The sequence below is a fragment of the Zhenhengia sp. genome (assembly GCF_046966505.1).
GTDB lineage: Bacteria > Bacillota > Clostridia > Lachnospirales > Cellulosilyticaceae > Zhenhengia > Zhenhengia yiwuensis.
Genome location: NZ_JBKVCH010000008.1, coordinates 110,567 through 124,480 on the forward strand (window position 1 = coordinate 110,567; position 13,914 = coordinate 124,480).

12 protein-coding genes are annotated in these 13,914 nt (G+C 36.9%); 7 read left to right on the forward strand and 5 right to left on the reverse strand.

From position 1 onward, the window contains the following. Window positions 1-25 precede the first annotated feature (25 nt). From ACLTBU_RS10400 to ACLTBU_RS10410, 3 genes are all read right to left on the reverse strand, one after another. Window positions 26-2,026, reverse strand: coding sequence for a phosphotransferase (locus tag ACLTBU_RS10400; RefSeq protein ID WP_412218811.1), 2,001 nt, complete (start codon window positions 2,024-2,026; stop codon window positions 26-28). A gap of 151 nt (window positions 2,027-2,177) precedes the next feature. After that, window positions 2,178-2,774: a hypothetical protein gene (locus tag ACLTBU_RS10405; RefSeq protein ID WP_412218812.1), complete on the reverse strand. Its 597-nt coding sequence runs from the start codon at window positions 2,772-2,774 to the stop codon at window positions 2,178-2,180. Window positions 2,775-3,053: 279 nt separating this feature from the next. Continuing rightward, window positions 3,054-4,943, reverse strand: coding sequence for a beta-N-acetylhexosaminidase (locus ACLTBU_RS10410; RefSeq protein ID WP_412218813.1), 1,890 nt, complete (start codon window positions 4,941-4,943; stop codon window positions 3,054-3,056). A gap of 644 nt (window positions 4,944-5,587) precedes the next feature. On the opposite strand from ACLTBU_RS10410, the gene ACLTBU_RS10415 reads away from it, so the two are divergent. From ACLTBU_RS10415 to ACLTBU_RS10440, 6 genes are all read left to right on the forward strand, one after another. Further along, on the forward strand, window positions 5,588-5,785 hold the full coding sequence (locus ACLTBU_RS10415; RefSeq protein ID WP_249332057.1) for a CLC_0170 family protein: 198 nt from the start codon (window positions 5,588-5,590) through the stop codon (window positions 5,783-5,785). Between the two features lie 15 nt (window positions 5,786-5,800). Next, complete coding sequence (locus tag ACLTBU_RS10420) at window positions 5,801-7,453, forward strand: spore germination protein (protein WP_412218814.1); 1,653 nt, start codon at window positions 5,801-5,803, stop codon at window positions 7,451-7,453. Window positions 7,454-7,455: 2 nt separating this feature from the next. Then, complete coding sequence (locus ACLTBU_RS10425) at window positions 7,456-8,559, forward strand: GerAB/ArcD/ProY family transporter (protein WP_412218815.1); 1,104 nt, start codon at window positions 7,456-7,458, stop codon at window positions 8,557-8,559. Then, window positions 8,552-9,736 (forward strand): Ger(x)C family spore germination protein, encoded by a 1,185-nt coding sequence (locus tag ACLTBU_RS10430; RefSeq protein ID WP_412218817.1) that lies wholly within the window; start codon window positions 8,552-8,554, stop codon window positions 9,734-9,736. The genes ACLTBU_RS10425 and ACLTBU_RS10430 overlap by 8 nt, the downstream gene beginning before the upstream one ends. A gap of 217 nt (window positions 9,737-9,953) precedes the next feature. Then, window positions 9,954-10,178, forward strand: a complete 225-nt coding sequence (locus ACLTBU_RS10435) for a hypothetical protein (protein ID WP_412218818.1) — start codon at window positions 9,954-9,956, stop codon at window positions 10,176-10,178. Window positions 10,179-10,414: 236 nt separating this feature from the next. Beyond that, on the forward strand, window positions 10,415-11,413 hold the full coding sequence (locus ACLTBU_RS10440; RefSeq protein WP_412218820.1) for a glycosyltransferase: 999 nt from the start codon (window positions 10,415-10,417) through the stop codon (window positions 11,411-11,413). On the opposite strand, the gene ACLTBU_RS10445 is transcribed toward ACLTBU_RS10440, so the two are convergent. Together ACLTBU_RS10445 and ACLTBU_RS10450 are read right to left on the reverse strand one after the other, a co-directional pair. Further along, window positions 11,365-11,868, reverse strand: coding sequence for a putative ABC transporter permease (locus tag ACLTBU_RS10445; protein WP_412218821.1), 504 nt, complete (start codon window positions 11,866-11,868; stop codon window positions 11,365-11,367). The genes ACLTBU_RS10440 and ACLTBU_RS10445 overlap by 49 nt on opposite strands. 53 nt (window positions 11,869-11,921) lie before the next feature. Then, window positions 11,922-13,094, reverse strand: coding sequence for a MalY/PatB family protein (locus ACLTBU_RS10450; RefSeq protein ID WP_412218822.1), 1,173 nt, complete (start codon window positions 13,092-13,094; stop codon window positions 11,922-11,924). 141 nt (window positions 13,095-13,235) lie between these two features. Between ACLTBU_RS10450 and spoIIR the strand changes: the two genes are divergently transcribed. Further along, window positions 13,236-13,874, forward strand: coding sequence for a stage II sporulation protein R (gene spoIIR, locus ACLTBU_RS10455; RefSeq protein ID WP_412218823.1), 639 nt, complete (start codon window positions 13,236-13,238; stop codon window positions 13,872-13,874). Window positions 13,875-13,914: the final 40 nt, after the last annotated feature.

Genomic DNA, 13,914 nt, shown 5'->3' on the forward strand with positions numbered 1-13,914 from the left:
CCCTCTCTCTTTTAGTTTATAATCTTTATTTTATGATGAACTTTTTGATGATCGCTGTAAGTTCATCCCATTGATTTTCCATATCTTGTACAAGTTTAAACTGTGTTCTTGCACGGTCTAAGTTGTGGTTTTCTCTATGGATTTTGAAGTAGTTGTCACCGTCTAAGTGGTCTGTTAAGAAGCGCATACCACATTCAAGTGTCATAAGTTTTGCACCCATAAGTAGGGACATAATTTCTTCTTCGTCGAAGTTTTGGCCTACTGCTCCGATAAAGCCTTCTGCAAAGCTTTCGAAGAGTTCTGTAACGAAGTTTACTTTTGTTAAGTCTGGTTCGTCTTCAGCACCTGATGTTGCACCAGAGCGGATGCAGTCACCAAAGTCATATGCTGCAAGACCTGGCATAATCGTATCAAGGTCAATAACGCAAAGTGCTTCTTTTGAGTCAGCATCAACTAAAACATTATTAATCTTTGTATCATTATGTGTTACACGTAATGGTAAGATACCTGCTTCAAGTTTATCTGTTAAAGCATGCATATCCTCTTTACGAGCTAATAAGAAATCGATCTCTTCTTTAACACTAGCAGCTCTACCTACTGCATCTGATTCTAATGTTTTTAGGAAAGTTTCAAATCTAACAGGTGTGTTATGGAAGTTTGGAATAGCTTCGTGAAGAATAGAAGCATCAAAATCGGATAAGAGTTTTTGGAACTCACCAAACTTCTTAGCACAGCTACGATAAACTTCTGTATTCGGTACGATGTCATAAGAAATAGTATGATCGATATAGAGGTAACTACGCCAGAAATCACCCGTTTTATCAATATAGTAGCAGTCGCCAGAATCTGTATAAACAAGTGTTAAAAGTTCACGTTCTAAATCAACATTTGGCATACCTTCAAGTTTTGCTTTAAGGTGTGAAAGTACATTTTCAATGTTTTCCATAATGTTTTTAGGTTCTTTGAAAATGGATTGATTAAGACGTTGTAAAATATATTTTTTACCTGCATCCGTTGTAACAAGGAGCGTATCATTAATATGACCATTACCTGTAGGGTTCACTGTTAAAATATCACCTTCAAACTTAAAGTGATTTGCAAGTGTTAAATAAGGTAATGTCCAGATATTTTTAGGATAAAGACCTTGTTCTTGGAAGTTTTTAATGGCTTCTACAACGACAGGTTTATCTTCTTTATAAGTTACACCATACCAGCGGTCAGTAGAGTGAAGGACAGTTGCCTCGGCTTTACCTTCATGGATAAGACTATCAACTACAGATGGAAGGAAGTATTCACCTTTTAATGGATTAGTAGCAAGAGCTTGATCTAAGAAAGTGGTAAAGCCTTTTTCGATTTCATCTAAGAAAGATGGCATAAAGCCCCATAAGTTCATAGATACAATACTGTCATCGCTAATTGGTGTCCATGTATCTTCTTCTAAGAACTGAGTAATACCTTCATGTTTAGCAATATGTGTGCGTTCTGTAATGGAGCAAAGCATGTTATCTTTGACAGAGCATACACCACGGGCAACATGACCATTTTCTGTTAAAGTATTGCTTAAAGTATAGCCAACCATTGCATAGTGGTAAGCTTCATCTGCTGGATTTGATTTAAGAAATGTATAAATTGCTTTAAAGGCACTTGGGCCATAATAATCATCTGCGTTAATAACAGCAAAAGGCTCATTAATAAGTTCTTTTGCACATAAAATAGCATGAGCTGTTCCCCATGGCTTAACACGGTCTTCAGGAACTTTATAACCGTTAGGGAGTTTATCAAGTTCTTGGAAGGCATATTCCACATCTACTACCTCTGCAATGCGATTCCCGATAGACTCTTTGAAAGCTAATTCATCGGCTTTTTTAATAATAAATACTACTTTTTTGAATCCTGCTCTTAAAGCATCATAGATAGAATAGTCGATGATAAGTTCACCATGACTTCCTACTGGATCAATTTGCTTTAGACCACCATAACGGCTTCCCATGCCGGCAGCCATAATAACTAAAATAGGTTCAGACATTTTTGCACCCCTCTAATATATTTCTAAAACTCTCTCTAAGCTTATAATAAAAATGGAGTTCTAACAATACTTATACGACAAATAAGCCATAAAATCAATAAAAAACCTAAGAGAAAGCTTGAAATAAGCAAAATTCTCTTAGGTTTTAGCCTTATTCAGGTAGTTTATGATAGATATGATTCATAAGTTCCTGCTGTTTACGCTGGTTACACTCTACATCGTTAAGCCAATCGAGCCCAGCCGCAATGATAAAGCCCATAAGCATATGAACGGTTCCAAAGCATATACCTAAAATACATAAGGCAATGCTGAAAATACTAGGAAATAGTAGTAAGAAGCCTACACTTAAGAAAATAAAGACTAACCCTAGTATAAGACCTAAGAGCTTTGAAGCAATACTTAACCTAGGAAGTGACTTATATTTAGGAAGAATACGTGTAGGTGTAGGTAAAGTAGGCGCTTTGGTAGTAAGAGGTGGAGGCAGTTCATCTGATAGTGGCACTTCACTTGTAACGCAGGTTTCCTCTTTTGTCTTAGCTAGAGCTTCTTGAGGTTCAGTATGAGGCTCCTCTGTAGGTGTATGTATAAAGGTCGTTATATTCGTTTTAGCATCAAAAGTAGTAGAAGATGAATCGGACTCTAGTTGGTCAGACTCTTCGGTCTTTTCATCAGGTAACGAGGTGCCGCATTTAAAGCAGTTTAAATCCGAATCTATATTTGGAAATTGACAGTTTGGACAACGTTTCATTTTATTCTCCCCTTTAAGTGTAATTACAATTATTATACAATTAATTTTAAATATTTTAAATAAAAATATAAAAATATGTAAATAAAAAGGGAGAAAAATACAATTACATTTCTTCTAGGATAAAACCTTCAGCGTAGAAAGCATGGTCCACATTAAATGAAGTAAGGTTAAGCGTAACTTCGTTTTCATTTTGTGTGAAAGGGATAACCTCTTTCGTACGCATGCTACGGATAGTTTTAATGAGCTTATGAACCGTTAAGTTGTATAAAAGGAAGCACTTTATAATCCGTGTGAAATAACGTTTTGAGATGCAATCGTTACATATTGGTCATGATTAATCATGCCATCATGGTTATGCCAGCCCATTTTAAATGGAAGACGTTCTTCTTCTAATTCTTCAATAACAGTAACTAAGCTGTTTAAGTACTGTTCAATACGCCAAATAGCTGTTTTACAGCGACCTATAATACCTGCAAGACGTGTGTCTAAAATTTCAAAGCCATGGCCTTTGCAATCTTCATACCAGAGTGTACGAAGAGCATCTGTGAAGTCTTCCACATCTGATATAAGCATTGGAAGGATTTCTTCTGCAATCATAGCAAGTGTCTCAGTATCTTGTTCAAGATAAGCTTGTCTTATTTCGACCCCAACAGTAGCTTTAGTCGCAAGCACTGTACTAAGGGTAGCGTACATATTGAACATAGATTTATAAGAACAACTTTTGGCTGCAATAGCACTGTATTTATCAGCAAGAGCTAAGTAGTGACTTGATAAGTCAAGATCTTCTACGTAGAAGTCAAAAGCACCTAATAAAATATCTTGATATAAGAATTGTTTAGAAGGGTTAAGTGAACCAACGTTTGGAGAAGGTACACCTTCAATTAGGTTTAATTCTTCCGGACTTCTAAATTCATCAGCAGTCAGTCCTGTTAAGTATTTACAGCGTCTATTTACCCAATCCATATCCACTTCTTCTAAGAAACAATGTTCAGCAAAGTAGATAAGGCCAAGCAGGGTAATATCAACAGGTGCCTCGTCACCATCATCTCCCCACATTGTGGCAAATACCTCTTTGATGCCTTCACGTTTACAAGTCATAAGAGCAGCATTTGTAGTTAGAAAAGTACGTTCATAGTTAGGTGCATAACCTACCCATTTCCATACACCACCTGCGAAGATAATAGGTTTTTGGAAACCTTTTTTAAGTTCAATCGATTTTTTATAGAAATCTTCTTCAAGATGGTAGTAATCCCAGTAAACAAGAGACATGTTGTGTGGCACACTATCAATGACTTTTTGATCAATCTTAACATTTAAGTCATAGTGATTGCTATCTGGAGCAGCACCACGCATAAACATATCATCCCACATCATTGGCTCGAATCCGTATTTATCAAGAAGCTTACAAACGTGTTCAAGATGAATAGACATAAGCTCTGAGTGGTGTTTATGACCGTTTACATCTAAAGAACGTCCACGACCAAGGTCCCAAGCTTCATCCATACCAATATGAATACGATTTGTTCTAAAAGTGCTACGAATAGCTTTAAACATATGGTCTAAGAATTCATAAGTTTTTTCACTTCCTACAAGAAGTACATCATTTGTATCTCTAAGAGGAAGGGCATAGTTCCATTTTAAAGTTTGTTTCATATGGGCTAAAGCTTGAATACAAGGAATAAGTTCAATACCTAATTGATAAGCATATTCATCAATTTCTTTAATTTCCTCTTCGCTGTAACGGCCACGCATATAACCAAAGTAAGGGTATTCAGGAATTGTATAAGTATCTTCACTATAAAGCATACAAGTAGAATGCCCCATCATAGCAAGGTGAACAAGAAGCTCCTTAACTTTAGACACTTTATAAACACTGTTACGAGATACATCAAACATAGCCCCACAAACAGGGATGTAAGCTTTCTCGGAGTAGTTAAAAGTGGTTTGCCCCTCCTCAGCAAATTGCATGTAAAGGCTAACCCCTCTAAAGAAGTGGTGTTTTGCCTTATATTCAATACGGTTTACATCACCACGTGTAATACGTAAGCAAATTTCTTCATCATGACCTAGCTGAACAACTTCAACATCCTCATCTAGCATTAATCCAAAGAACTGCTTCATTTCATTTAACCCAAAGTCAAGTTCAAGTAAATCCCCGGTAAATCTCATCGTTTATATCCTCCTACTACATCCTATAATATTACTTACTTTAAAATAAGTATGACTTATACTTACTATACAAATAATAAGTTTATCAAATAACTCTTTAAATACTTAATTATTTCTATGCTAAGCATAGCTAGAGTACTTATCTTATTTTATTCTTCTAGTCTCTACGCTCAAAATTCTTGATAAATATTTTGAGTACCCTCAGATTCTTCTTCTTTTGCCCCCATCCCAAATACTTGCTAAGCGCTTTGCTGTATCCCGGAAGCCTAGGGGGAATCTATAAGTGCCTCGGCCTAAAAGAAGCTTAGGTCTCCTGGCGTTTAAGGGAAGGGGAGGGGGGTTATGGAACCTGCCTTTGGAACTTTTTGATTAGAACTTCATGAGATATCAAGAGAAATGTACTTAGCCTCATGTTTAAGCGTAGCGAGTTTGAGGCGTTATTTCTATTGATATGAATAGAAGTTCTCAAAAAGTGTAAACAGCAGGTGGAATAACACTCCTTCCCGACCATCCCATAGGCCGTTCCACTCAAAACCATCTTACAAGTATTCTAATATACTTTTTCTACCTCGTATAGTGCATATTTTTCCACATTTTTTCACAAAATGTGTTAGAAGCAAAACATAATAGGTTGAGGTGTGTTTATGGCAAAATTACAGGAAATGCTGAGTATTTATATTGTACTGGTTATGTTTGGAATTGGTGTTTATATGGCGTTTCATCAGACACGTACCTTTCTTGCTGTTAATCATCTAAAGAAGGAAGCTAAATTTACAAAGTTTGTGGGTTACGCCTATATTATTATAGCCATTTGCAGTGCGCTTATTTTATTTGTGGATTAGGAAGGAGGAGTGGGTATGGATAAAATAGAGAGGGTCAATCACCCAAGTAGGGAAGATGCATTTCATGATAAAGACAATAAGATTACGTTGCCTTTAGCTGAATCTCTAGATGCTAATATAAAAAATATTAATTATCTTTTCAAAAATTGTATGGATGTGGTCAAAAGAGAGGTCGATATAGGTACCCTTACCCCTATTCGTATTTATGGTGTTTATATTGATGGGATGGTCAATCGTGATATTATCGAAAACTTCTTCTTATCGCGTATTATTGATTACAAAAACTTAAATGAAGAGCGTATTGCTGTTGATAAGCCTAAGACTAAGCTTATTATGGATCATTTCTCAGCGACCTTTGATATTAAAGAAGTAGAGAAAATGGATGATATGGTTAATGCAGTATTATCAGGTGATACTGCAATTTTTGTTGATGGTGAGTCTAAGGGCTTGGTCATTGCCACAAGAGGATGGCCAACAAGAGGAGTTAGTGCACCTGAGACAGAGGCTGTCGTTAGAGGGCCTCGTGATGGTTTTGTAGAAACGATTCGTTTTAATACAGTTCTCATTAGAAGACGTATTCGTGATACCAAACTTAAAGTAGAAATGACTACAGTAGGAACAAGAAGTCGAACAGATATCGCTATCATGTATATGGAAGATATCGTACAAGAATCTTTAGTAGAAGAAGTAAGGACAAGACTTAAGAAATACACAATAGATGGTGTATTTGATAGTGGCTATATTGAGCAGCTTATAGAGGATAGCTGGAAGAGTCCATTTCCACAGACACAGGCTACTGAAAGGCCAGATAAAGTGGCTTCAAGTTTGATGGAAGGGAAGGTGGCTATTGTTGTAGATAACTCACCTTTTGTTATTGTCGTACCCACTACGCTTAACAGCTTCTATCAAGCATCGGAAGATTACTATCAAAGATGGCAGATTATGAGCTTTACAAGGATACTCCGTTATATTGTATCTTTCTTATCCTTTGCTTTGCCAGGCGTGTATCTTGCTATACTTAATTTCCATCCAGCTATGTTGCCTACGTCATTAGCTGTGTCGCTTGCGGCATCCAGGCAGGGGATAGCCCTACCCAGTGTACTAGAAATTATTATTATGGAGACGGCCTTTGAGCTACTTCGTGAGGCAGGAATTAGGCTACCGGGACCGGTAGGACATGCTATAGGGGTAGTTGGGGGTATTGTTATTGGACAGGCAGCGGTAGATGCTAAACTTATTAGTCCTATGATAGTTATTATTGTTGCCATTACAGCTATAGCAACCTTTGCTATTCCTGACTATGGCCTTACAGCAGCCTATAGATTACTCAGATATATCTTCATTATTATTTGTGCCATGTTTGGACTCTATGGTTTTTTAATTGGGCTTATTTGGCTTTTAGCACATTTATCCTCTCTTGAAAGTTTTGGTACACCATTCTTTGCACCTTATACAGCGGGAGATAGAAATGGCTATAGAGACTTCAGGGATACGATGATTCGATTCCCTATTTTCCTACAAAATCGTAGACCACGTTATGCAAGAGAGCATCAAAAGACACGTATTCGTTTATCAGATTCAAATAGTGTAACAGAAACACCTCCAGGACCGGATAGCGCTCAGACTGCTACAGATATAAAAGGTGAACCAAAGAAAGGGGATGAATAATCATGTATACACATAATGCCAATGTTTCAATAAGGCAGGCAAAGATTTTGCTTATTCTCCAAATGTTTAATATGTCTATGCTTATTCTTCCTCGTATTGCAGGTAAGATAGCAGGACATGATGGCTATATGCTTCCCATTATAGGATTTGCAATAGGTACCCTTTACATCTGGGCTATTACATCTCTTCTTAACAGATTCCCAGGAGAAGGGCTAGATACTATAGCCCCTAAGGTGCTGACCAAATGGATTGGTCTTTTTATTGTTGGGTTATATGTAATTAAACTCCTTGTGGGTGCAGGCTTTGAATTGCGTATGTTTGCAGAGATGGTATCACAGGTACTATTACCTAAAACACCTCTTCCAGTGATTATTTTAATTTTACTTTTTGCTGCTCAATATTTGATTAAATCAGGTATTGAGGCTTGCGGGCGTATGGCAGAAGTAGTCGTTTATTTTGTTTTTGCACCGCTTGTACTCATTTTTTGTTTAGTTATTGTTAAGACAGATTATAAGCAACTTCTCCCTATGTTTACAGCTAGGCCACAGGGAATGCTAGTAGGGGCGTACTATGTCAGTATGACTTTTATGCCTCTAGAGTTTCTGCTTATTACAGGTTGTTTAGTCAATAAACCAGGGAAATTAAAAAGTATATGCTTCTGGGCAGTAGGTATTATTAGTATCATAGAAGTGATTTTAATCGCCCTTACCTTTACAGGGGTAGGGATGGTCACAAGTACTAAACAACTTTGGCCCGTACTTACTTTAATGCAGAGTATACAGCTGCCTGGTTCTTTTGTGGAGAATCAAGAAATCTTTATGATGTGCTGGTGGATTATGAGTATCTATATGTACATTAGTGGGGCTATGTATGTGGCTTCTCTTACAATCAGTAGACTTGTACATTTTCATAGGCAAAATGTGACGACACTGCCTCTTGTTCCTATTGTTTTCTTTATCAGTATGATTCCAAGCAGTTTAGCAGAGTCTTATACTTATTTAGTACGTTTTAATGGGCAGATAGGTATTTTCTTCTTATTTATATTGCCACTTATTTTACTTATCCTAGCAAAACTCAGAAATTTAGGAGGGCGTGCACATGATTAAAAAGAAATTTATAAAAGTTATAGTTTTATGTATGCTCCCTATGATGCTAACAGGATGCTGGGATAGTACAGAGGTGAATAGTCGGTCTGTTATATTAGAGCTTGCGATAGATAAAAATACGGATTATAAGTACGATCCAGAAAGATTGTTAGATGGTCAGCCTGTCTATACCATTTCTTATACAATTCCTGACTTTGGTAAGCTCTCAGGTACGGATAGTCTCGCTAAAGATGTAGAAACCAATTTAACTTCACAGTCAGCAACGATAGCGACGAGTATTGCGGATATAGAGCTACGTAGTAAGAACTCTGTTAGCTTTAGTCATGTAAAAGCACTTTTTTTAGGGGAAGACCTTTTAAAGGATCCTAAACTTTTTAAAGCTACCCTAGATGCTTTATCGAGAGATATGCTTATTGCAAGAAATGTACCCCTTTTGGCAGTAAATGGTGAGGCGAGTACGACAACTGAAATAGAGAATAATGAGCAACCTATACTAGGACTTTATATTATGGACTATTTTAATAATAAAGAGCGTGCTACAAGCTTTTTCAAAAAACAATTAGTAGGCACTTATATTAAAGAAATGGAGGACACAGGTGTTTCCACTCTACCTGTATTCCATGTTGATCAGACCGATAAAGAAGAAATGAAAGGCCAGATTGATATAAGTGGTGGGGCTGTTATTCATAATAATGAACTAGTAGGCTACCTTACTAAGGAAGAAGTACGTGGGCAACTTCTAGTAGAAGGTAAGGTAAGGAATTCACCTGTGGTAGTGGTCTATGAGGATAATCTCTTAACTTACCAAATTAAAGATGAAAAGAGTAAGATTAAATTTAAAGATACACCAGAAGGACCAACATGTCTGATTGAAATGGATGTAAAAGGCAGTATTTCAGAGTACCTTACTGAAAGTGGTACAAACCTTACAAAAGACGGTACGATAGAAGAAATCAAAACACTTCTAGCAGAAGAAATTATTACTCAAGTAGGTGTGGGAATTGATAAATCTAAAGAAATGAATATAGATTTTCTTGGGATAGGTCAAGCTATGTATCGTAAGCACCCTAAGATGTGGGCGAAATATAAACCGGGATGGCTTCAAGAGACTTATCAAAATATGCCTATTAGTATAGGCGTTAATGTTGATATCCAAAATACAGGAATTGAGGAGTAGAAAAGCTGCTGTGGAGGGGCTAGGTGAGCTACTCTTCCGGCTTCTGTTTCCGGAATGTAAGAAGCGCTAAGCTTGATAGTCTCATGAACGCTGCAAACTCGCTTCGCTCAGACATGCAGCTAAATACCATGAGTCTATCTTCACTAAGAGCTTCTAGACATTCCTCCAAAGGAAACCTACAGAGTAGCGCACCTAGCCTTACAGGCAGCTTCGAAGTGTGGAACACAGGAGTGAAGTAGTAAAAAGAACTGCTGTGGAAGGAGTAGGTGATGATACTTTTCCAGCTTCTGTTTACAGAATGATAAGTAGCTCTAAGTTTGATAGGCTTATGGAGGCTGCAAACTCGCTTCGCTCAGACATGCAACTTCGAGGTGTGGAACACAGGACTGAAGGAATGAAAAGGACTGTTATGAGTAGAATAGGTGGGTGCCTTAGAGTGTAGAGGGTAAGTAGTAGAAGTAAGTCACACAAAATAAAAAATAAATAATAAGAAGGAGGTGATAGCAAAGGGAAATAGCCTATTTTGTTATCACCTCTTTTTAAAAAAGAATACTATAAATTAAGCGTGGAGATGCTAATAGGAAGAAATAGATTAAGTAGAGATGAAAATTAACATATTCTACATTTTGGTAGTATAATCTAAAGAGAGAGACTATTTAAAGGAAGTGAAGGAGAGAGATGAAGTTAGTAAGTATTATTGTTCCTATCTACAATGCTCAAAACTATCTAAATAGATGTTTAGATTCTTTGTTAGCTCAGACATTAGAAGATATTGAGATTATACTTATTAATGATGGTTCTAAGGATGATAGTTTAGCCATTTGTAGAGCTTATGAGGAGAAGGATTCACGTATTATCGTGATTGACCAGAAAAATGCAGGGGTATCAGCTGCGAGAAATGCGGGTCTTGATAGAGCTAGTGGGCAATATGTAGGATTTGTAGATCCAGATGATTGGGTTGAACCAGATATGTATGCCCTAATGTATGAGAAGATCCATTCATTAGGGTGTCCTGTTTGTCTGTGTAATTATTATAAAGATGATAAAAATAATAGCGTCCCTAAACGCTTTAAGGTGAAGAAAGAGATTTTAAATAAGCAGGAAGTTATAAAAGTTATAGTAAGCAATATGGTAGGGGTAGATGATATTATGCCTCGTTATAACTATGTTATGGGTTGTGTATGGCGCTGCTTGTATGAGAGAAGCTTTATAGAAAAAAATAACCTTCGTTTTGAAGAAGGTATAGGTTTTATGGAAGATTTAGTTTTTAACGTAAGAGCTTTATTAAAAGTAGAGAGTTTATGTATTGTACCAAAATTCTTATATCATTATGTACAAAATCCAAAATCTATCCTTCATACCTATAATAAGAATATGTGGACTGACCAAATGAGGGTACACAGTTTACTTGAAGGGTATATAAAAGAAGCGGGTCTTGAGGAAATGATGCGTAATCGTTTGGACATGCGTTATGTAGGGATGGCCTTTGGTGCTATTTATAATGAAGTCAATGGCAGAAGCAAGGCCGGTGTGAAATACAAAGTCGATAAAGTGAAAGAAATCTGCGGCGATGAAAAGCTTAAATTAAGCTTGGAGCGTATACATCCTATTAGAGGAAGTGCGTACACTCAAACGGCTAGCCGACGTACAGTCAAGAAGAAGTCAAAAGCCAAATAAATAAGAAAAGGCCAAAATAAAATACCCCACCAATTTGCAAAGCTCATATAGAAGGTATTTAAAAAAGGCTGAAAATAATAAATGCCAATAAAGCATAATCCCATCCAGGCTAAGGAGAAGGGCAGGCAAATAAGACCTTGATAATTACATTTAACAAGGGAGTAGTCCCAATATAAGACATGAAAAAAGGTGTTAATTAAAAAACCGCTGGCGTATTCTACAGCTGTAGGGATAACAAGACACAGGACAAGCATGGCTATAGGACGTACCTTGAACAAATAAAGCATGGCAATTAAAAAAGTCATAGCAAAACCATACATGGGTTTAAAAGGTCCATATAAGAACCCCTCACTTTTAAAATGTCCACGTGTAAAGCGGGCATAAATTTGTTCGATAAGATAACCTAAAAAGGAATAGAATAAGAAATTAAAGGCTAAATAATAAAGTGTAGACATAAAGACCCTCTTTCTAAATAGGTTATCTTTAATATCTACACTGATTGGAAATTTTATGCATCAAAAGCAGCTTTAAGCTGATTTAAAGCCTTCTCAAGTACAGCCCTTGGTACAGCGAAGTTAAGGCGAACAAACCCTGTATGATCACTATCATAAGTTGTACCAGCATTTAGCCAGAGTTTAGCTTTTTGAGAGAGGAAGGTCATGAGTTCATCTTGGCTATAAGGAAGGGCGCTCATATCCATCCAAAGCAGATAAGTGCCTTCACAAGGTGTTACTTTTAGTAGAGGAAGTTCTTTCTTGATAAAGTTTATAGCATGGTTACGATTAGTTTCCAAATAACTTATTAAGGCATCTACCCATTCGGCCCCTTTTGTATAAGCTGCAATAAGGCTATCGATGGCAAGTGGTGATAAGTTATGAAGAGAAAGGCAGTTAAGCTTAGCTGTAAACTGCTTCCTAATGGAAGGATTGGCAATAATGAAGTTGGCAGAACTTATACCGGATAAGTTGAACGTCTTACTTGGTGAAGTGCATACGATAAGATGGTTTAAAATCTCAGGTGAAAGATTGCCCATAGAAGTATGCTGAGCATGGCTATAAATGAGGTCGTGATGGATTTCATCTGACAGTATAAGGACATTGTATTGAACGCATAACTTACCTAATTGGGTAAGTTCTTTTTTTGTCCAAACACGGCCTACAGGGTTATGAGGATTGCAGAGAATAAAGGCTTTCACCTCTGGGTCTTTCAGCTTTTCCTCCAAGTCTTCAAAGTTGATGGTGTATGTTCCTTCTTTATAAAGAAGCGCATTGTTAACAGGTACACATCCACTGTTTAAGATAGCTGTTTCAAAGTTATTATAGACAGGCTTTTGGATAATGACTTTGTCTCCTTTTGAAAGAAAGGTTTGTAAAGCCATATACATACCACAGAGAATATTAGGTGTAGGGACGATCCAGTCTTTTTGAATGAGCCAGTTATGGCGGGAATGCATCCAGTGAATGATGGCATCATAGTAAGCATCAGGAATAAAAGTATAACCATAAATAGGGTGGCTCGTTCTTTTAACGATAGCCTCTTGCACACAAGGGGCTGTGGCGAAATCCATATCCGCTACCCATAGGGATAAGACATCTTCAGGTATGTTATAGTAAGCTTTTGCATCGACTTTGTAGCAGTTTGTATGTAGGCGGTCTAGAGGATGGTTAAAATCATAATTCATAATAAACACTCCTTTTTTAGAGTATAAGGTTAACATTATTATACTCTATAGTTTGAAAAAACTAAAAATATATTTAAATTAAGGTATAAAAATATAGGTTATGGTAATACTCCTATTAGATTATTTGAGGAGGTTATGACCATGACAAAGTTTATCAATAAATATTGGTTAGAAGTTGTTTACATATCAAGTGTGATCTGTTTTATGCTTGCTTTTTCTTTCTTTTTAATGACGGATTATGCACAGACTATTTCTTCAGGTTTAAGTGAAAGTGTTATTCGCTTCCATGTTATTGCGAATAGTGATACCACAGAGGATCAGCTCCTTAAGGAGAATGTACGTGACGCAGTGCTTATGTATATGGAACCTATCTTAGCAGATTCTCCTAGTATTGAAGAGACACGTAGTCGTATTAATGATCATAGGGATGAGATTACCCAGGTCGCACAGACTATTATTACGAACTGGGGTAAGGACTATAGTGTTTATACAGAGCTTACACATGAAGATTTTCCAACGAAGTCTTATGGAGATATTGTATTCCCTGCGGGCAACTATGAAGCATGTCGCATTGTGATTGGAGAAGGTAAGGGACAAAACTGGTGGTGTGTCATGTTTCCACCTTTATGCTATGTAGATGCCGCAACAGGCGTTGTACCTTTAGAAGGAAAGGAAGAGTTACAAGAAAACCTTACAAAAGAACAATATGATATTGTAGCTTTCCAAGCAGATAAACCTTATGATATAAGATTTAAAATTGTAGAATGGCTCGGTAAATAGAGCCATTTTTTATTTTGCATGGAGACAATGCACAAATGGG